This window comes from Pseudoalteromonas sp. 13-15, from assembly GCF_001468205.2.
GTDB classification, from domain to species: Bacteria; Pseudomonadota; Gammaproteobacteria; order Enterobacterales; family Alteromonadaceae; genus Pseudoalteromonas; species Pseudoalteromonas marina.
In genome coordinates this window covers 2,771,761-2,793,460 of sequence record NZ_CP019162.1, presented here as the reverse complement: position 1 = coordinate 2,793,460, position 21,700 = coordinate 2,771,761, and the positions used below count along the sequence as shown (strand labels likewise).

12 protein-coding genes and 3 rRNA genes are annotated in these 21,700 nt (G+C 42.2%); 1 reads left to right on the top strand and 14 read right to left on the bottom strand.

From position 1 onward, the window contains the following. Positions 1-3 precede the first annotated feature (3 nt). The 7 genes from can to ilvG all read right to left on the bottom strand — a co-directional run bounded on the left by can (position 4) and on the right by ilvG (position 8,472). Positions 4-663, bottom strand: coding sequence for a carbonate dehydratase (gene can / locus ATS72_RS12975; RefSeq protein ID WP_039036235.1), 660 nt, complete (start codon positions 661-663; stop codon positions 4-6). A 25-nt stretch (positions 664-688) separates the two neighbouring features. After that, on the bottom strand, positions 689-1,879 hold the full coding sequence (locus ATS72_RS12970) for a methyltransferase (protein WP_058428224.1): 1,191 nt from the start codon (positions 1,877-1,879) through the stop codon (positions 689-691). A gap of 53 nt (positions 1,880-1,932) precedes the next feature. Then, the gene (locus ATS72_RS12965) at positions 1,933-2,976 is read right to left on the bottom strand and encodes an ABC transporter substrate-binding protein (protein ID WP_058428223.1); all 1,044 of its coding nucleotides are present in this window, start codon (positions 2,974-2,976) and stop codon (positions 1,933-1,935) included. 95 nt (positions 2,977-3,071) lie between these two features. Next, positions 3,072-4,625: a threonine ammonia-lyase, biosynthetic gene (gene ilvA / locus ATS72_RS12960; protein WP_058428222.1), complete on the bottom strand. Its 1,554-nt coding sequence runs from the start codon at positions 4,623-4,625 to the stop codon at positions 3,072-3,074. 2 nt (positions 4,626-4,627) lie between these two features. Further along, entirely contained in the window at positions 4,628-6,484 is a 1,857-nt protein-coding gene (gene ilvD, locus ATS72_RS12955; RefSeq protein WP_008133264.1) for a dihydroxy-acid dehydratase, read from the bottom strand. A 99-nt stretch (positions 6,485-6,583) separates the two neighbouring features. Further along, the gene (gene ilvM, locus ATS72_RS12950) at positions 6,584-6,826 is read right to left on the bottom strand and encodes an acetolactate synthase 2 small subunit (protein WP_006793049.1); all 243 of its coding nucleotides are present in this window, start codon (positions 6,824-6,826) and stop codon (positions 6,584-6,586) included. Continuing rightward, positions 6,823-8,472: an acetolactate synthase 2 catalytic subunit gene (gene ilvG / locus ATS72_RS12945; RefSeq protein WP_058428221.1), complete on the bottom strand. Its 1,650-nt coding sequence runs from the start codon at positions 8,470-8,472 to the stop codon at positions 6,823-6,825. Before ilvG ends, ilvM begins: the two co-directional genes overlap by 4 nt. Before the next feature lie 668 nt (positions 8,473-9,140). On the opposite strand from ilvG, the gene ATS72_RS12940 reads away from it, so the two are divergent. Continuing rightward, on the top strand, positions 9,141-10,019 hold the full coding sequence (locus ATS72_RS12940) for a TraB/GumN family protein (RefSeq protein WP_058428220.1): 879 nt from the start codon (positions 9,141-9,143) through the stop codon (positions 10,017-10,019). A gap of 392 nt (positions 10,020-10,411) precedes the next feature. Here the strand turns inward: ATS72_RS12940 and ATS72_RS12935 are convergent, their stop codons facing one another. The 7 genes from ATS72_RS12935 to ATS72_RS12905 all read right to left on the bottom strand — a co-directional run bounded on the left by ATS72_RS12935 (position 10,412) and on the right by ATS72_RS12905 (position 21,343). Next, positions 10,412-12,133 (bottom strand): response regulator, encoded by a 1,722-nt coding sequence (locus ATS72_RS12935; RefSeq protein WP_058428219.1) that lies wholly within the window; start codon positions 12,131-12,133, stop codon positions 10,412-10,414. A 109-nt stretch (positions 12,134-12,242) separates the two neighbouring features. After that, entirely contained in the window at positions 12,243-14,573 is a 2,331-nt protein-coding gene (locus ATS72_RS12930) for a fatty acid cis/trans isomerase (RefSeq protein ID WP_058428218.1), read from the bottom strand. After that, on the bottom strand, positions 14,570-14,932 hold the full coding sequence (locus ATS72_RS12925; RefSeq protein ID WP_058428217.1) for a hypothetical protein: 363 nt from the start codon (positions 14,930-14,932) through the stop codon (positions 14,570-14,572). The genes ATS72_RS12930 and ATS72_RS12925 overlap by 4 nt, the downstream gene beginning before the upstream one ends. A gap of 143 nt (positions 14,933-15,075) precedes the next feature. Continuing rightward, a complete protein-coding gene (locus ATS72_RS12920; RefSeq protein ID WP_058428216.1) occupies positions 15,076-15,852 on the bottom strand; it encodes a VOC family protein in 777 nt (258 codons plus the stop codon). 511 nt (positions 15,853-16,363) lie between these two features. Further along, positions 16,364-16,478, bottom strand: a 5S ribosomal RNA gene (gene rrf, locus ATS72_RS12915). Positions 16,479-16,625: 147 nt separating this feature from the next. Next, positions 16,626-19,511 (bottom strand): 23S ribosomal RNA (locus tag ATS72_RS12910). Between the two features lie 296 nt (positions 19,512-19,807). Next, positions 19,808-21,343 (bottom strand): 16S ribosomal RNA (locus tag ATS72_RS12905). The 16S, 23S and 5S rRNA genes sit together here, the layout of an rRNA operon. Positions 21,344-21,700 lie beyond the last annotated feature (357 nt).

The following is a 21,700-nucleotide window of genomic DNA, read 5'->3' as shown; positions in this document are numbered from 1 at the left end:
TATTTACTCACAACCTGCTTTTTTGAAAACATGTTGTATTGCACGTTTATAACTGTCCGACTCTTCTTCCGCGCACGTAACAACGGCTTCTAAATCATGTAAGTGGCCGTTTTCTAAACCATAAACCCAACCATGTATTGTTAAATCTTGGCCGCGCTCCCATGCATCTTGCACAATATTGGTACGACATACATTGCGTACTTGTTCTATTACATTAAGCTCAATAAGTCGACTCAAGCGCTGCTCTTCGTCAATGCTGTTAAGTTGCTCTATGTGCTTTTCTTTTACATCGCCAACATGTCGAAGCCAGTTATCAATAAAACCAAACTTTGCATCACTTAGTACAGCTTGAACGCCACCGCACCCATAATGGCCAACAACCATTATGTGTTTAACTTTTAGTACTTCTACCGCATACTGCATAACAGATAAACAGTTATGATCGGTATGTACAACGACATTTGCTACATTACGGTGTACAAATAATTCTCCGGGTAATAAATCAACTATTTGGTTTGCGGGTACACGAGAGTCTGAACAACCAATCCATAAGTACTCAGGGTTTTGCTGCATAGATAAAATTTTAAAAAACTCTGGATTCGCTTCGCTTGTTCGCGCAGCCCAGTTTTTATTATTATCGAACAAATTTTTTAATTTTCTCATTGCATCTCTTATTAAGCCAAAACGACTAGTTGTTGGTTGAAGGATTAGTATTGGCAAGAATTAAAATATTCCGAGGCGTTAACTGCTTTTCACAAAAGGTTTTAATACTTACTTGATAGCCATGCTGTTGCAAATATAAAGCACGATCGAGCACAAGCCAAACCTCAATTGCTCTTCTGAACACATGTCGAACCAGTTCAACTCTGTCAGTGACCTTTTTTCGAGCCATACCCACAGATAAAAAATATTCATAATCAATATCTTGCGGTATTTTTAAAGCTTTTTTATCGCCCGCCCACTCACAAAATGATTTAAATGAACCTGAGAACACGGCCTTATTAACAGAGGGAACACTAACATAGTGTAATTCATTAGTAATTGACCTCCTGAGTGCATCAAAGCCCAACCGCCACTCAAGTTCTGTTTTTCGTATTTTATCAACACGAGTTGGCGCGGTTACTGTTTCTTGCAAAGCCAGTTTTAAATCACGGTGAGTTAACCTAAGCTGACTTTGCTTGGCAAGCTCGCTCATTGGTAAGTAATCGTTAGGTGTAAATAAATGATAGCAACAAGGTGAAAAGCTAATTTGCTGCACGTTTGCAGCTATTGCTTTGCGCATCATAGCCTGATGTAAAGCGCCGCATGCATGAAGCGCCACAGCATGCATCTGTGTATTAAAAAGTGATGTAGTATCATCTTTTAATACATCAACTTGGCTAAATTGCATTGCCAAGCCTTGTTGCAGTGCTGCTTTTTGGCCTTGTTCGCATAATGTTGATTGCAACTCAACACTGCTGACCTGCGTGGCACCGTTAAATGCGAGCATACGACCTAAGTGCCCTTTACCCGCACACCATTCTAATACCGGTAATTTTGTGTTTGGCAACGCAGATACAAAGTCTTGGAGTTGTTCGAATTTACGCCCTTTTATGCCGTTACTAATCCAAAAAGGGTAATTATATCGGAGGGTATTTGCCTGAGGTAATTTACATAATAGCTGTAATTCATCAAGTAACTTAATGTGTGGATTAAAGAAGTCTATTAACTCATTCTGCTTGGTATCAAGCGTTGCTACTTGCTCATCTGTTAAGCTATTTAATATGCCTCGCAGTTCGAGCCAAGGGATCGCATCAAAATCAAAAGCGGTGCACTGCCAATAGGTGCGAGTACGCTTTAAAATAGAGTCAAGTGAAGTAAATTGCTCGGCTAACGTCATAACAGCTTAATTTATTGAAAGGTAGCCAATTGTATCAGTAACATTAACAGCCATTAAACGGTTATTTTTTTACTAAACATTAAGCGCAAATACAACGGTATAGAGATAACACTCACAATCATCGCTGCAATTAACATCCACGATAATTCCATTTTTTCTGGTCGCTGATATTTATAAATAAAACTGGCTTTAACCTTATCAAACTCAGTTTGGTGAATACCGTACAAGTCTGCAATTAGGCGCCATTTTGGAATAGACATATGCCCCAGGCTAGTTGTTGCTGGCATAATGTACTCTTTTAATACTTCAGCCTCATATGCTAATTCATGGAAACTTTTGTTAGGTGCGTAAAGTATTTGGGTAACCGCAATGGCCTCATCCATATTCATCATTGCGTAGCGCCACCCCTTCAGGCTGGCTTGGTAAAATTTTTCAACGGTTTCTGGGGATGTGCTTAACATTTTCCCAGTGGTATATAAGATATCTGCATAAACGTCTATACCGTAACGCTGAGGACATATTAGGCGATGTGATATACCTCTTTGAGTCATATTGTAGGGCTCTGTAGATAAATAAACTTGCATCGCATCGAGCCTGTTCTCAATCCAGGCTTGGCTTGGGTTGTCACCGTTGTATACACTAAGCAAACGCGTATTAACTCCGCTGCGTGTCAGCATAGCCATTAACTCATTGCTATCATTGTGACTCACTTTACTAATTCGCTTATTTACAAAATCACGAGGATGAAAAATATCAGAGGTGTCTTTGACCATCCAACAATAAGGTGAATATTGCAAGATAGGCGCCATTGCTACAAAAGATTGGCCTTTTATACGTTCCTGTAAAATACCCGAGTGACCTACACCAAACTCGGCGTCGCCATTAGCCACAGCACTAAACGCATCGGGCATTGTTAGATCTGCTGGGTTTATGGTTACATCAAGACCCACATCTTTATAAAACCCTTTTTCTTTGGCCATGTAGTAACCAGCAAACTGAAACTGATGCGTCCATTTTAATTGTAAAGTGACCGATTCTTGCGCCGCAATTTGGCCACAAAAACAACACAATCCAAGTATTAATCCTTTAAGTAACAACCAAGTTTCCTCAAGTTAATGACGGTATCAGTAACTATATGTAAAACAAATGATAAAGCAAGCACCCTTGTAAGGTACTTGCTGTTTAATGGCTGTTAAACTGAAGCGAGCTTTGCGGTTTTTTCTGAAAGAGGTTGCGTCGTTAAAAACTGTGTAAAACACGGATTATGCGTTTCATCTTGCACGCTATAGCCTAAGTCATTTAAATGCTCGTTAAAAGTCTCAAATTGCTCAGGTTCAATAGCAAAACCGGCTAATACATAACCCATTGAGCCGCCTTGACTCCGATAATGAAATAACGTGATATTCCAATCGTTGCCTAACGTATCTAAAAAGCGCGCTAGTGCGCCGGGGTATTCTGGAAACTCAAAACGTAACAAACGTTCATGCAGTTTTTCGGGTGCTTTACCGCCAACCATATAGCGTACGTGCAATTTAGCAAGTTCATTATCTGATAAGTCGCAAAATGTGTAATCGTTTTGAGTTAGGTCCTGCTTGAGCTCATTGAGCTCCTGCTCTCCTTGGCGCAGAGCAATACCTACAAATATTTGCGCTTCACCAGGCCCTGCATAACGGTAGTTAAACTCAGTAATAGCACGGCCACCTAAAGACGCACAAAACTGTTTAAAACTGCCTTTTTCTTCTTTGATGGTAACGGCTAATAACGCTTCGTTTTTTTCACCTAGCGCAGTGCGCTCAGCGACATAACGTAAGCGATCAAAGTTTAAATTTGCACCCGAAAGCACAGCTGCTAAATGCAACCCTTTTAAGCCCGATTGTTGGCTCCACTTTTTAAGCCCTGCCGTTGCAAGAGCGCCAGAAGGCTCTGCAATTGCACGAGTAGACACAAAAATATCTTGCATGGCGGCGCAAATTTCATCGCTAGTCACAGTGATTACTTCATCGCAAAACTTTTGTGCCAAGCGAAATGTTTCTTTGCCAATAATTTTAACCGCTACACCATCGGCAAAACTGCCTACTCGGTCAAGCTCTACCGGTTCACCCGCTTCAAGTGCAGCTTGTAAACAGGCGCTCTCATCGGCTTCTACGCCAATGACTTTGATATCAGGACGAAGTGACTTTATATAAACAGCCATGCCTGCCAGTAAGCCACCGCCTCCAACGGGAATAAATACCGCATCAAGCTCATTGAGCTGCTGCATGAGTTCTCGCGCTACAGTACCTTGCCCAACAATAACGTCAGGATCGTCAAATGGTGGGACAAAAATGCCATTACGCTGCTCTGTGAGCTCAAGCGCGTGCGCTTTAGCTACGTCAAACTGATGTCCATGCAATACGACCTCACCGCCTAAAGCGCGTACGGCGTTAACTTTTATCTCTGGCGTTGTAACAGGCATTACAATCGTTGCCTTATGCCCTAAATGCGAAGCGCTTAATGCAACACCCTGAGCATGGTTACCAGCCGATGCAGTAATTACAACAGACCCTTTTGGCAACTTATTTAATTTATTGTATGCGCCGCGTAATTTAAACGAATACACGGGCTGTTGATCTTCACGTTTAAGCCATACATGGTTGCCAAGTTTAGCGCTAAGGTCAGGCATTTCACTGACCTCAGTAACTTTAGCCAAGGGCTCCATATTTGCTTGAATAATTGCACGAAAATAATCGAGCTCTTGAGAAACCATAATTAGCTCAGCTCCTCCAGTTTCTCTAAGTCACGCACTGCGCCCTTATCTGCACTCGTTGCAAGTAGTGCATAGGCTTTTAATGCCGACGAAACATAACGCTCACGGTCAAGGGGCTTATACGCCTGTTTACCACGCGCTAATTGCTTTTGCTTACGCGCTTCAAGCTCTTCCTCGCTTAGTGCAAGCGTGATCTCACGGGTAGCAATATCAATAATAATTTTGTCGCCATTTTCAACGTACGCAATAGCACCACCGCTTGCAGCCTCTGGCGATACGTGGCCAATAGATAAACCAGACGTGCCGCCCGAAAAGCGTCCATCGGTGATCAGCGCACACTTTTCAGCTAAACCTTTTGATTTTAAGTAGCTCGTTGGGTAAAGCATTTCTTGCATACCAGGGCCGCCTTTAGGGCCTTCGTAACGAATAACCACAACATCACCGGCTTTTACTTCGTCGTTTAAAATGCCTTCTACTGAATCATCTTGTGATTCGTATACCACTGCAGTGCCTTCAAAATGCAGCATTTCGTCAACTACGCCCGCGCTTTTAACAATACAGCCATCAACCGCTAAGTTACCTGAAAGTACAGCTAAGCCGCCATCTTGTCTAAATGCGTGTTCAACACTTCGAATACAACCATGTTCGCGGTCGTTATCGCCTTCATCCCAACGACACTCTTGGCTCATTGCTTTTGTAGTACGAATGCCAGCTGGCCCCGCGCGGTAAAACTTTTGTGCCGCTTCGTTTTTAGGATCTGTCGCATCCCATTTTTTAACAAGCTCACCCATAGTCATACCTGCAACGTGGTTTACCGATAAATCAACTAAACCGGCTTTGCCTAGCTCACGCACAATTGCCATCATGCCACCAGCGCGGTGAACATCTTCAATGTGGTACTGTGCTGTTGCTGGAGCTACTTTACATAAAAATGGGGTTTTACGAGATAGCTCGTCAATGTGCGACATGTCAAAATCTACGCCAGCTTCTTGTGCGGCTGCTAGTAAATGCAGTACGGTGTTAGATGAACCACCCATAGCAATATCAACAACCATAGAGTTCATAAAGGCTGTTTTGTTAGCAATAGCGCGTGGCAATACGTCTTGGTTATCTTTTTGGTAGTACTCGCGGCATAAATCAACAATGCGAGCACCCGCTTCTACATATAGCTGCTTACGATCTTTATGGGTTGCAAGCGTTGTACCGTTACCCGGTAGTGCAAGGCCAATAGCTTCTAATAAACAGTTCATTGAGTTTGCAGTAAACATACCTGAACACGACCCACAAGTAGGACATGCAGAGCGCTCTACTTGCTCTGAATCTGCATCACTTACTGTTTCATCAGCGCCTTTTACCATGGCATCGACTAAATCTAATTTGATATCAATGTTAGCAAGTTTCGTTTTACCCGCTTCCATTGGTCCGCCCGATACAAAAATAACCGGTATGTTTAAGCGTAGCGCTGCAAGCATCATCCCTGGGGTGATTTTGTCACAGTTAGAAATACAGATCATCGCATCGGCGCAGTGGCCGTTAACCATGTACTCAACCGAGTCGGCAATGAGATCGCGCGAAGGCAGTGAGTAAAGCATGCCCCCGTGGCCCATTGCGATACCGTCATCAATTGCAATAGTATTAAATTCTTTTGGTACACCACCCGCTTGCGTGATTGTTTCAGCCATTAGCTCACTTAGCTGATTAAGGTGTACGTGCCCTGGCACAAATTGCGTAAACGAGTTAACTACAGCAATAATTGGTTTACCAAAGTCGGTGTCGGTCATGCCTGTTGCGCGCCATAATGCACGTGCGCCTGCGCGTTTACGTCCTTCAGTTGTTGTTGCACTTCTTAATTTAGCCATAGTTACCTCTGTTTTGCCGCTGTGAAAGCGGGCATTCCTCATTCTAAAAATTGGTGAGTAACAGTTATTCAATTACTCGTAAATTTGTGTTGTTAGCAATTACACAGCTTGTTGCTGTAAATTTTGTAAAGTGATTTCTTTAACGTCCACCAGCTTATTTAACTGGCTTGTTAAAAGATGGATTGGTTTATCGCTGTCTACTGTCATTGCAACATTGTAGTGGCCATCATCCATATTGAGCTGAAAATGCGTAAGATCAAAACCACGGTGACGCACTACACGTAAAAAACGCTCGACCGCTATACTTTGGCTCTTTAATGCAATAGTTAGGCTGTGTTTCATTGTGCTTTCTCCGTAATCATTTCGTCATTTGCAGCCCCTGGTGGTACAAGTGGCCATACGTTTTCTTTATCGTCTATGCAGGCATGTACTATGTACGGCCCTTTGCTGTTAACTAATGCTGTTATTGCATCATCAACTTGATTGGCATGGGTAATTGTTTGCCCAGGAATACCAAATACAGCGGCTAACTGAACAAAATCAGGGTTATCTGAAAGGTTTGTTTCAGAGTAACGTCCTTCAAAAAATAACTCCTGCCATTGGCGAACCATACCTAAGCGTTGGTTATCTAATATTAGTATTTTTACTGGTAAATTGTTACGGCGAATAGTCGCAAGCTCTTGAATGTTCATCATGATTGAGCCATCACCCGACACCGTTATTACAAAATCGTCTGGGCGTGCTACTTGTGCGCCAATAGCCGCTGGTAAACCAAAGCCCATAGTGCCTGCGCCACCACTACTTAAATGGTTGCTCGGGTGGCTAAACTTCATGTGTTGCGCTACCCACATTTGATGCTGACCCACATCACAGCACACTACGCCTGTTTTTGGCATACGTTGGCTTAATTGGTTCAATAAATACGGGGCAAATACTTTTTCGCCTGGGTAGTCGTAGCGCCACGCATGTTTTACGCTTAACTGCTTATTTATATCGCACCATGCTTTAGAGGTTACAAAGCACTCAAGTGCCGGTAATGAGGTTTTTAAATCAACAATTAATGAGGCTTTAGCTGGTTTACGTTTACCTACTTCGGCCGCATCTATGTCTAAATGAATTACTTTTGCTTTAGCGGCAAATTTAGCTAAATTCCCAGTTACGCGGTCATCAAAGCGAGCGCCTATACACACTAAAACATCACACTCTTGCACCGCTATATTAGCGGCTTGTGTACCGTGCATGCCTAGCATGCCTAGGTAGTGTTCGTAATCTGGTAATACGCTACCTAACGCTTTAAGTGTTGATACCGCAGGCATCTGCGTTTTATTTAAAAACTGCATTAACTCATTTTGCGCATCAGCGGCTTGTACACCACCACCTACATACGCCACAGGTTGCTTTGCTTCGCTTAATAACTGATTGGCAATGGCTACTTGGTTTAAATCAAGCTGCGGTAAATACTCATCAGCGGCTAACCAAGGTTTAAACGGCACTTGCGCCATTTGAATATCTTTTGGAATATCAACAAGCACAGGACCTGGGCGACCACTTAGGGCTAAGTGCATGGCCTCTTGTAGTATTTCGGCTAAATCTTCTGGACGCTCTACCATGTAACTGTGTTTAGTACATGAAAGCGACATACCTAGTACATCGACTTCTTGAAATGCATCTGAGCCAATAGCGGCAGTCGGTACTTGGCCGGTAATTGCTAATAATGGCACTGAGTCCATCATTGCATCTGCAAGTGCTGTTATTAAGTTAGTAGCCCCAGGGCCTGATGTTGCTAAACATACACCTAATTTACCTGTGCTGCGGGCATAACCTACAGCAGCAAAACCAGCACCTTGCTCGTGGCGAGTGAGGTAATGCTTGACTGGCGCACCATACAGCGCATCGTAAATTGGCATAATGGCTCCACCAGGGTAGCCAAATACCTCTTTTACGCCGTGTTTGGCTAATAAGTCGATTGTGAGTTCTGCGCCTGTCATTAATAAATCCTCATTCTTCAGTGACAACCTAATTAATTTTTACCCTTAAAACTAAAAAGCCCTCCGAACTGTTAAGTGCGGAGGGCTTTTTAATGCTCAAGTTTATAGCACTACAAAGCCCTCGCGGGAATAATCACCACGATAATAATCAGGACTAGTTTAAGTGCAGTTGTAAGCATGTAATTAACACCAAATTTAAATAATCTGTTGCGAAAGTTCATCTTTCGCTCTGTTATGTATTAGTACCGCGCTGAGCGGCTTAAGTCAACACCAAACTCAATTCAAAAAAAGCACGAAAAACCAAATTAAGTGGTTTTAAAATTCACTAAATACAACCATAAAGGAATTTTTATGTTTTAATTTAAAGTATAGAAATTCACTATTCTTATATTCCCCATTTATGGTTTGATTAATTTTTGAGTTTTAGTAAAAATTAAATTAATTTTTTATACAGATAATGTTTAGACCTTCCGAATAGTTTTAATAATCATGGTTTGCAACTGTACTAAATCAAAAAACGTAAATAGAACAAATACTCCACTGAGCGCACATATTAGTACCAATAACCTCACAAAAGACGATTGATAAATACTGAATTTAGCACTGCTGTATAGGCAAATTTAGGTTAGTATTTGTTTAACTCAACAACAGGATTTGAAGGACAAACTATGAAAGCGATACCTCGTATTAGTCACTTTTTTATTATGGTACTGTTTACAGTACTTAGCTTTAATAGCTTTGCGGCACCGGCTTTATATAAAATAGAAAAAAACGGCACAACATCTTATTTATTTGGCACCGTACACGTAGGTGACGCCAGCATGAAAGGCTTACCAGTAAACGTTACCAAAGCGATTGATGAGAGCGAACACGTTATTGTAGAAGTGGATATTAGCAAACTGACTCCATTTCAAATGCAACAGCGCTCAATGCCATTAATGATGCTAAAAAATGGTAAAACATTACAAACAGAACTATCAAAACAAAACTACAATAAGCTTAAAAATTACTTTGCAAAAAAATCGATTGATATTGCTATGTTTAGCAACTTCAAACCTTGGGCTGTAATGGTGACTATGATGCAAATTGAGTTTCAAAATGCAGGCTTTTCTGATCAAACAGGCATAGACAAGCAAGTACTTGCTTACGCTAAAGAGCACAACATTAAAATTGGTGAACTAGAAACCCTAGAGCAGCAGTTACAAATGTTTGATGGTATGGCGCTATTAAGTAATGAAATGATTGAAGAAACCTTTGAACAGCTTAGCGATATTAATACATACTTTATTAAGCTAGTAAACGCATGGAAAAATGGCGATATGGATACCCTTACCGAGTACTACAACATGAGTTTTGACGAGAGTAATTATGGTGAAATAAGCGAGCAAGTCATGCTAATAAACCGTAATAACAAATGGGTAGAGCAACTTGTTCCTCGCTTAAATAACGAAAAGCTATTTATTGCAGTAGGCGCGCTGCACTTACCAGAGCAGCATGGTTTAATAAAGCAGTTAAAAGATAAAGGTTTCAGTGTTACTCGACTCTAACCTCATTGTTATACCTAGGGTGATATTAATTGCCCTAAGGGTTGCTAATATTATTAGTTTAAGCTCTATTAAAAAACGTAAATCAATGCGCTAAGTTCAACAAATACTAATTAAGAAACCGATTTTGATTTAAAAAACACTGTTGATAACAAGTTGAATTTTCGTTGTTCAATTTTTCTAAATAGGCGTTTTATAGCGCAGAAAGCGACACGTTTAGCCCCACAAGATGATTAAGTATGATGGCGAATTGGTATCCCACTTACAGAAAAAATACATGTAATTTTCTCAAGTAGAACCTCTCTTTGAAAAAGACCAATTGAGCGTTTTAGATTACTTATTGCAAATAATTTTTACTAAATTAACGCTGAAAATAACGCTATATAATCAATTTATTATTTAGGGTTTAAGCTACCTATTAACACTTCAGCTAACGCTTGCGTGCTGATAGGTTTAAAAACATGCCCATTTGCACCTAATTGAGTGGTAATTGCAATATCACTTTCTGATGTATTAGCGGTAACCACAATAATAGGCGTATTAGCGTCAAAAATGCGTATTTTTTTAATAGCCTCAAAGCCATCCATTATTGGCATATTTAAATCCATAAAAATGACTTGGTATTCGTTTTTAGTTGCCATCTCGCATGCGACCTTTCCGTTTTTTGCACATTCATAGCTGTAGTTAAGCTGTGAAAGAATACGGGTTAAAATGTGCATGTTTAACGGGTTATCTTCAACAACTAAACAATGCATATTTTTAGGTAACAGTGCACTTAACGAAGGTGCACTTTCATCAATCACAACGGGCATTTTCAGCGTAACGCACACCCCATTTGGCGATGTATTTTCAAACACAATATTTCCGTCAAAAGCATCAACAATGTACTGCACCCTTGCAAGGCCTGTTCTTAACCCTTGAAAGTGATTATTTTGATTAGATGAATCAAAGGTTGACCTGCTGACTGGCTTGGTTAACCCTGAACCTGTATCCGTTATTGTTACTGTTAATTGCTTATTGCTAACACAAGCCTTAACAGTAACAGTCCCCTCTTCTGTAAACTTTAATGCGTTGCCAACTAACTCAGCTAACACTTGCTGAAAGCGTTGATGATCTAGTTTTATAGCTTGGTCAAGTGTCGAATCAAGTGCTCTAACTAAGGCAATGCCTTTTTGGTTGTAACCAAATTCATACCCTAAAAGCACTTTATTGAATGACTGAAGTAAGTTTTCATTTGACGGTTTTAATGCCCAACGGCCCAAACTAAGCGCCTGTAAATCTTGAAGTTCGTCAAGCATTGCTATTATTCTTGATGCGCAATAAGAGGCCTGTGTTTTAATCGATTTTTGGCTATTACTGACCTCTAACGAATCAATCGAGGTAACAAAACCTTGTAGGGGCGTTCTAAACTCATGACTTGCTCGAGCTATAAAGTGTTCTTTATTTTTACTCACTTGCTGCGCAAAATCTTTTTGCTGTTGATACTTTGATAACGCCTTAGTGATCTGCTTTTCCATCGGTATGAACACAAAACGTAATACACCAATAAGCAATAACATAGTTAGCAACCAAAAAAATAGCTCGGCTGAAGACACCCACGCCACTTTTTTAACGGACGCTTTTTCAAATAAGCCAACAGCTTGATCTAAATACTTTAGTAACTCTTCCATGCGCTTAACAGAAAACACATCGGGGTTTATTTTTTCCTGTTTATACAGCAGCCCTTCTACCTGTTGGATAAATTTTTGCACGCGCAAATCTAGCTCAACAGGTGGTTGTATATATAACTTTATAAGCTCAGGGCTGAGGTATTTATATTGACCATTATCGTTTTTTAACAATAAATATTGATGGTTTGCTTTAAATAGGCTGAGCGATGCATCTAAAGACTGCTGATGACTAGTACTAGGAACTTGCGAGGTTAATAACTTATCACCATGCCATGCAATTTTTTGCGACAGCATTCGCTGTTTACCAGCAATGTTAATAATGTTTGCATCATTTTTCTGTACTGAAAAAAAGTACTGCATTAGTGATACAGAAACACTAATTAATAGCGCAATAGCGATTAATGCCCACCGATTACGTAGGCGAATATTTGCGACAACTTCAAACATAGTTAGCCTAACTTTTTGGTTTAAGTGTAGTCCAATTACATCAATATCTATGCTTAATCTATAAATATAAAAAAGCCCAACTCAAAGCTGGGCTATATAAGAGGGTTTACTATCTATTTTCTAAACGGTTGTAATCGAACAAGCCATATTCAACACCACGGTATTTTTTTGCTGTAGCGTGTAAAATATCGCTGTATTGCCAAAACTGTGGATGAGAACGTCTAATTCCAAATTTAGTTTTTAAGGCTGCGTAATCAGCTTCTACTTGCATCATAGGTAACTGTTCAGCAAAAGCCTCAACCTGTTGTTCATTATTTAAATACCAAATAGAGGCTGGGTAGTCACCTATAAAACCAGGGACGATTGTTGCCGTGTCTTCTTCAAAAGCTCGTTGACCGTCTTCATTTAACAAGCTCGAAATATTGTAATGCGCGTTATGATGAATAATCGTGTAAGCCTTATGGCTATCGTCATCTTGCTTTACTAATACAAACGATAACTGCGGTAATAAATTTACTGCTTTTGCCGGCATAGTATTAATGGCACTTAACGATTTAGGTACTTGCTTATAATCGTAGTGCTCACTTAGCACTGGACTTAGCGCCTCTTTCATTAATGCATACAATTCTTTTTGAGGGGTGTTTGTTTTATAAGTTATTCCGCTTGGCTGACTAAACTCACGGTTATTTTTAAAAAACTCAGCAAGACTTGGTGGTGATTTGCGATACCACTGGCCTTTGATTTTATCTCGTTTGTTTTCTGGTAATAATGCTAAGAAGTTTTGTTCTCCTTCTAGGCGTAAAAAGTCCATATATAAACGCGTAACTAACTGGTGCCCAATATTGCCGTAAACATCAAAACCAGCAACCAGTAAATAATGTATACGCTCGAATAAGGCATAATCTAAAATCCAAGTTGTTTTTGGCTCTTGGCCAATAAAACCTTTCACCACAGTGGCACTGTCAAAATGACGAAAAATAGTCAGTGCTGCATTTTTATTATGACCATCTCCTTTCCACAATAAATCTGTTGTTAAATGCTCACCGCCTTTAAACATCTCATTTGCTAAATTGACCTTTGCTTTCAAATACTTTTGCTCCAGAGCTGAGTATTTAACCCAATTAGCAATAGGGAACGCATTACTTTCTTCTGCAGCTGGTAATTCAAGTGCGTCTTCATGCTGCATTATCATTTGTCCAACCGCTGGGGTGGCCACTTTATTTGGATCAGCAAAAGCAACCCAAAAGTGGTCGTTAATCACATTTAACGCTATCTGACCACGACAGACAGGCCCTTTAATAAAGCCCATAATAATCAACTCAGCTTCATCAAGCATAAACTGATATTTAGAATCAATTGGGATCACTTCAAACGTTTTAAACGGATTAGATGCAGACTCTGCCTTATAGCTAGGCATACTTTTAACCGTATACTCTGGTGCAATGAACTGTTGGTACAAGCGCGTCAACTTTTCATCATTTAGCTTAAGAGGTAAGTGAGTTTTAGATAAAACAGTGCTGCGATCATGCAAAAATCGGTAGTAAACACGGTTAACTTTAGGGTCGTCATAAGGTCGACGTGTGCTTATTAATTTTATTTTTTCGCCTGGAGGTGTGCTCGAACGGACGAGCTTAAAAAAGTTATCAGGGGTCTTTTGATCAAAATATATGTGAGCTAAAAACCAATGCTCGTATATATAGCGAGCCGATAACTGATACTTCAAATCATCTTGGTTTAAAAATGCTTCCCAACGCTTTACCTGCTCAAGTTCAAACTCTGTTGGCGGGTCAATATGCGCCATTTTACCGCCTGCTTTGAGCCACTTCTGCAAATGATTAAATTCATCACGGGATACGCCCGGTAATCCATAAGGCATACCAGCATGAGGTTGCTCACCCGCTAATTGATCAAATTCTCCCATAGTGGCACAGGTTTGAGAGCGGCTCAGCGAAAAATCAAATTCATTATTTAATATTTCATTTGCAGGCAATTCATGGCTTTGTTTCAGTACTAAACTATTAAACAAGACGCTACCAGCTAAGTTAGCTTCCTCAGTTTGTACTCGCTCATTTAAAACAGGAGTAAAGTTCTTTTCTCGCCATTGCTCTGTGGTTGTAGCATCAAATAACAATCTACTCGGCGTTGTAGCAAGTAAACGAGTTCCGTCGTAAACAAGGTCTTTGCTTACCCCTCTATCTATTCCTTCAGGGGATGATAGCTTTAACTGACAAGGTGCATCGTAACAACCATGACACACAACACACCGAGTATCGAGCACCGGTTTCACATTCTGTAAAAAATTAGCCCCTTCGCCAGTAGTATGAGATACGATACGCTGCTGGGCCTGCTCAGTGCCAAATAGCTCATTGTAGTGAGCATTACCTAAGTATGCACAACCACTTAAAATAACTAATGTAACGATGCCTATGAGTTTATTCATTCGCCTTCATCACCTAAATTAAAGGTCGGCATCATATCCATTTGCGGAGATATAAATACATCTTGATCCTCAGTATTTAGTACAACACTCAATACAGGACCATGATTTAAAGTTATTTGCGCGTGGTGTGATTGTTCTAACATGTATTTGTAAGAAGGATCGGCTATTAACAGCTCATAACTTGTTATTGTAATAGCTATGCTGCTGTCCGCTGAGGGATTTTGGCAAATTTGAGCAAGTAACTCATCATCGAGCGCTACTGATATTTCAAAATCAGGCTGCTCTACATCCCTTTCACTTAAGGACTCGTTTAATAAAAATAACGGCAGCGTTAAATTGCTATCTTGTTCAAATTCCATTGTCTACTCAACATGCATAATTTATATAACTGGCATTATAACAAAATAACAAAATAACAAAAAATTAAACGTTAATGCCAATAACCAAAGTAGCTAAGTGCAAGACAACCCTCTCATGCACTTATCAGCATATTGTAAACGCTTTAATCTTTCGTTTGGATCACCGAAAAAACAGCACCTTGAGGATCACAAAGAACACCAAATCGGCCAACGTCTGGTACTGTAGTAGAAGGTACACATACTTGGGCTCCCAGCTTTTTAGCCTTATTAAGGGCAGAATCACAGTCGTCAACTGCAAAGTAAATCATCCAATGAGGTGGGACATCATCAGGCCATTCGCTACTCATTTCCAGCATTCCAGCAATCGGCTTACCGTCTACCATAAATAAAGTATATTCCATGTTGTCCATAGGTTTCACTTCGCTCTTCCAACCTAGTAAAGCACAGTAAAACTCATTACTTACTTTGCTATTTCGCGTCGCTAACTCATGCCAATAAGGCGTTGATAGCTCTGATAAACGTTTACATCCTTTATGATCTTTTCCTTGCCATAATGCAACGGTTGCTCCCCCCGGATCAGTAAACATGAGCATACGACCTGCATCCATAACATTGTGCGGACCCGCAATTATTTTAGCCCCAAGCTCTTTCGCTTTAATTGCACAATGATCTACATCATCTACAGCAATGTAAGTTAACCAACTGCTTGGAACACCCTCCTGAATTTGCTCTTTTGGCATTTCGTACATAGCGGCAATGTCGTCACCCTCTTTCTGGAGCATAGTGTAAAAAATACCATCGCCAATTGGCTGATCATCATAACCCCAATCAAATAGAGAGGTATAAAAAGCTTTACCTTCTTTCCAATTATGTGTGCAAAGTTCTGACCAACAAAAAATACCCTGAGGATAATTATCCATATTAAAGCCTTTGTTATTTTTATATTAAACATACTCTCGAAATGTAGTACGCAAGATTATTTTTTAATTAGCTTAGATCAATAACTATTAAGAGTCGATGAGAGATATAAGGAACTTGCTGAAATCTAAATGATGCTATCTAAGACAGGGGCTGTATTTCTGAATACCGTCTAGGTTATTAGCTCCGTGTATTAAGAGAATTGGGCAAAATGAGGTTACTAGGGTAATACTGTATATCTAATTACGTTATTTATCAGGTAGCCATGAAGAAATAGTTGTTCAAGTATAGGGATAGTGAGTTTACTAAACCACAGACAGCAAAAAACCATCACATTGATTTAACGAGTTTTTCTTATTTGAAGTCGGTGTGCTACCAATAACCAAAACACTCTTAACAAAGAGACGCTTTGCTTAAGAGACGCTACGCTTTAGAGAAGGGAATGCTGAAGATTACTTTTCTGCAGACGTAAAAAAGCCCGACTATTGCTAGTCGGGCTTTCTACAATTTGAAGCCTGGTAATGTCCTACTTTCACATAGCAAATGCTACACTATCATCGGCGCTGTTTCGTTTCACTACTGAGTTCGGCATGGAGTCAGGTGGGTCCAAAACGCTATTGTCACCAAGCAAATTTGGGCGTTAATCCGTATTTCTACGCACTAACTGAATTTGGAAAAATATCTGATAATATTTTTTAAGTCTTTCTGTCAGTAAATATCTACTTTAGTTATTAACTTCTGTCTTAACTGTCACACAAAACGCGTTTGGCGTTGTATGGTTAAGCCTCACGGGTAATTAGTACAAGTTAGCTTAATGGCTCACACCACTTCCACATCTTGCCTATCAACGTTGTAGTCTTCAACGGCCCTTCAGAGACTTTAAAAGTCTAGTGAGAACTCATCTCGAGGCCTGCTTCGCGCTTAGATGCTTTCAGCGCTTATCAGTTCCGAACGTAGCTACCGGGCAATGCCATTGGCATGACAACCCGAACACCAGCGGTTCGTTCACTCCGGTCCTCTCGTACTAGGAGCAACACCTCTCAATTCTCAAACGCCCACGGCAGATAGGGACCGAACTGTCTCACGACGTTCTAAACCCAGCTCGCGTACCACTTTAAATGGCGAACAGCCATACCCTTGGGACCGACTTCAGCCCCAGGATGTGATGAGCCGACATCGAGGTGCCAAACACCGCCGTCGATATGAACTCTTGGGCGGTATCAGCCTGTTATCCCCGGAGTACCTTTTATCCGTTGAGCGATGGCCCTTCCATTCAGAACCACCGGATCACTATGACCTACTTTCGTACCTGCTCGACGTGTCTGTCTCGCAGTTAAGCTGGCTTCTACCATTACACTAACCGTACGATGTCCGACCGTACTTAGCCAACCTTCGTGCTCCTCCGTTACTCTTTGGGAGGAGACCGCCCCAGTCAAACTACCCACCAGGCACTGTCCGTAACCCCGATTCAGGGGCCAACGTTAGAACATCAAAACTACAAGGGTGGTATTTCAAGGACGACTCCACAAGAACTAGCGTTCCTGCTTCAAAGTCTCCCACCTATCCTACACATGTAGGTTCAATGTTCAGTGCCAAGCTGTAGTAAAGGTTCACGGGGTCTTTCCGTCTAGCCGCGGGTACACAGCATCTTCACTGCGATTTCAATTTCACTGAGTCTCGGGTGGAGACAGCGTGGCCATGGTTACACCATTCGTGCAGGTCGGAACTTACCCGACAAGGAATTTCGCTACCTTAGGACCGTTATAGTTACGGCCGCCGTTTACCGGGGCTTCGATCAAGAGCTTCTCCGAAGATAACCCCATCAATTAACCTTCCGGCACCGGGCAGGTGTCACACCGTATACGTCATCTTGCGATTTTGCACAGTGCTGTGTTTTTAATAAACAGTCCCAGCCACCTGGTCACTGCGGCTCCCGTCCGCTTAGAGAGCAAGTCTCATCACAGATAGGAGCGTACCTTCTCCCGAAGTTACGGTACGATTTTGCCTAGTTCCTTCACCCGAGTTCTCTCAAGCGCCTTAGTATTCTCTACCTGACCACCTGTGTCGGTTTGGGGTACGATTCGGTATAATCTGAAGCTTAGAGGCTTTTCCTGGAAGTATGGCATCAGCAACTTCACTACCGTAGTAGCTCGTCTCGTGTCTCAGGTTTAGTGTTCGTCCGGATTTACCTAAACAAACGCCCTACTCACTTTCACATGGACAACCATCGCCATGCTTGCTTAGCCTTCTCCGTCCCCCCATCGCAATTATACCAAGTACGGAAATATTAATCCGTTTCCCATCGACTACGCCTTTCGGCCTCGCCTTAGGGGTCGACTTACCCTACCCTGATTAACATGGGATAGGAACCCTTGGTCTTCCGGCGTGCGGGTTTTTCACCCGCATTATCGTTACTCATGTCAGCATTCGCACTTCTGATACGTCCAGCATACCTCCCGGTACACCTTCAACCGCTTACAGAACGCTCCCCTACCACTCATCCTAAGATGAATCCGCAGCTTCGGTGCATAGTTTAGCCCCGTTACATCTTCCGCGCAGACCGACTCGACCAGTGAGCTATTACGCTTTCTTTAAAGGATGGCTGCTTCTAAGCCAACCTCCTGGCTGTCTGGGCCTTTCCACATCGTTTCCCACTTAACTATGACTTTGGGACCTTAGCTGGCGGTCTGGGTTGTTTCCCTCTTCACGACGGACGTTAGCACCCGCCGTGTGTCTCCCGGATATTACTTTACGGTATTCGGAGTTTGCAAAGGGTTGGTAAGTCGGGATGACCCCCTAGCCTTAACAGTGCTCTACCCCCGTAAGTATTCGTCCGAGGCTCTACCTAAATAGATTTCGGGGAGAACCAGCTATCTCCCGGTTTGATTAGCCTTTCACTCCTAGCCACAGGTCATCCCCTAACTTTTCAACGTTAGTGGGTTCGGTCCTCCAGTTGATGTTACTCAACCTTCAACCTGCCCATGGCTAGATCACCGGGTTTCGGGTCTATACCTTGCAACTATTCGCCCAGTTAAGACTCGGTTTCCCTACGGCTACCCTAATCGGTTAACCTCGCTACAAAATATAAGTCGCTGACCCATTATACAAAAGGTACGCAGTCACAGAACAAGTCTGCTCCTACTGCTTGTACGTACACGGTTTCAGGTTCTATTTCACTCCCCTCACAGGGGTTCTTTTCGCCTTTCCCTCACGGTACTGGTTCACTATCGGTCAGTTGGGAGTATTTAGCCTTAGATGATGGTCCACCTATATTCAGTCAAAGTTTCACGTGCTCCGACCTACTCGATTTCACTTAAAATGTCTTTTCATGTACGGGACTATCACCCTGTATCGTGGCACTTTCCAGAGCCTTCCATTAACACATAATAAGCTTAAGGGCTGTTCCGATTTCGCTCGCCGCTACTTTCGGAATCTCGGTTGATTTCTTTTCCTACGGGTACTTAGATGTTTCAGTTCTCCGCGTTCGCCTCGTTAACCTATGTATTCAGTTAACGATACCTGCAAGCAGGTGGGTTTCCCCATTCGGAAATCCTAGTCTCAAGTGCTTTTTACTAGCTTGACTAGGCTTATCGCAAGTTAATACGTCCTTCATCGCCTCCAACTGCCAAGGCATCCACCGTGTACGCTTAGTCACTTAACCATACAACCCAAACGGGTCTTTGTTTTGTGACAGTTTAACTTCGCCAGAAGTTAATATTGAATACTAAAGTAGATACCAATCAATCAACTCATAAGAGTGATTAAATGGCACTGAATGATACTGCTATCATTCTTTTTTACTTTTGAAAACTCTGTACAAATAACAATGTTATTCATACGAATTTTATTATCAGCTTTTCCAAATTTTTAAAGAGCATATTAATTAACTAAGCCAGTGGCTTAACTAATTAACAATCATCTGTGTGGACACTACGAACAAATAAGTTCTAAATCGTATAAGGAGGTGATCCAGCCCCAGGTTCCCCTAGGGCTACCTTGTTACGACTTCACCCCAGTCATGAATCACTCCGTGGTAAACGTCCTCCCGAGGGTTAGACTATCTACTTCTGGAGCAACCCACTCCCATGGTGTGACGGGCGGTGTGTACAAGGCCCGGGAACGTATTCACCGCGTCATTCTGATACGCGATTACTAGCGATTCCGACTTCATGGAGTCGAGTTGCAGACTCCAATCCGGACTACGACGCACTTTAAGTGATTCGCTTACCTTCGCAGGTTCGCAGCACTCTGTATGCGCCATTGTAGCACGTGTGTAGCCCTACACGTAAGGGCCATGATGACTTGACGTCGTCCCCACCTTCCTCCGGTTTATCACCGGCAGTCTCCTTAGAGTTCTCAGCATTACCTGCTAGCAACTAAGGATAGGGGTTGCGCTCGTTGCGGGACTTAACCCAACATCTCACAACACGAGCTGACGACAGCCATGCAGCACCTGTATCAGAGTTCCCGAAGGCACCAATCTATCTCTAGAAAGTTCTCTGTATGTCAAGTGTAGGTAAGGTTCTTCGCGTTGCATCGAATTAAACCACATGCTCCACCGCTTGTGCGGGCCCCCGTCAATTCATTTGAGTTTTAACCTTGCGGCCGTACTCCCCAGGCGGTCTACTTAATGCGTTAGCTTTGAAAAACAGAACCGAGGTTCCGAGCTTCTAGTAGACATCGTTTACGGCGTGGACTACCGGGGTATCTAATCCCGTTTGCTCCCCACGCTTTCGTACATGAGCGTCAGTGTTGACCCAGGTGGCTGCCTTCGCCATCGGTATTCCTTCAGATCTCTACGCATTTCACCGCTACACCTGAAATTCTACCACCCTCTATCACACTCTAGTTTGCCAGTTCGAAATGCAGTTCCCAGGTTGAGCCCGGGGCTTTCACATCTCGCTTAACAAACCGCCTGCGTACGCTTTACGCCCAGTAATTCCGATTAACGCTCGCACCCTCCGTATTACCGCGGCTGCTGGCACGGAGTTAGCCGGTGCTTCTTCTGTCAGTAACGTCACAGATATGAGGTATTAACTCACACCCTTTCCTCCTGACTGAAAGTGCTTTACAACCCGAAGGCCTTCTTCACACACGCGGCATGGCTGCATCAGGCTTTCGCCCATTGTGCAATATTCCCCACTGCTGCCTCCCGTAGGAGTCTGGACCGTGTCTCAGTTCCAGTGTGGCTGATCATCCTCTCAAACCAGCTAGGGATCGTTGCCTTGGTGAGCCATTACCTCACCAACTAGCTAATCCCACTTGGGCCAATCTAAAGGCGAGAGCCGAAGCCCCCTTTGGTCCGTAGACATTATGCGGTATTAGCAGTCGTTTCCAACTGTTGTCCCCCACCTCAAGGCATGTTCCCAAGCATTACTCACCCGTCCGCCGCTCGTCAGCAAAGTAGCAAGCTACTTTCTGTTACCGCTCGACTTGCATGTGTTAGGCCTGCCGCCAGCGTTCAATCTGAGCCATGATCAAACTCTTCAATTAAAAAGTTTTGTGTCTTTCGACAGCTCAATGAATTCTGAATTTATTTAATATCTTTCGATATTGAATTGACTGTGCTGAATAACTACCTAAGTAATTATTCTGTTGGTCACTCAGTTTCAATTGAGACTCTAATTTGTTTGCCTCACTACCTAAGTAGCTTGGCTGTTAGAACTCAATCTGTACGAGTGCCCACACAGATGATTGCTTTATATTGTTAAAGAACGTTTGAGTTGCCTTAGCGACTCAAGGGAAGCGAATCTTACGCTTTCCTGTATTTTTGTCAACACTTAATTTTAAGTTTTATAAAAATCTAAACTTAAGTTTTACTCGACTCACTAAGTGGTTTGCTTGCCTCGC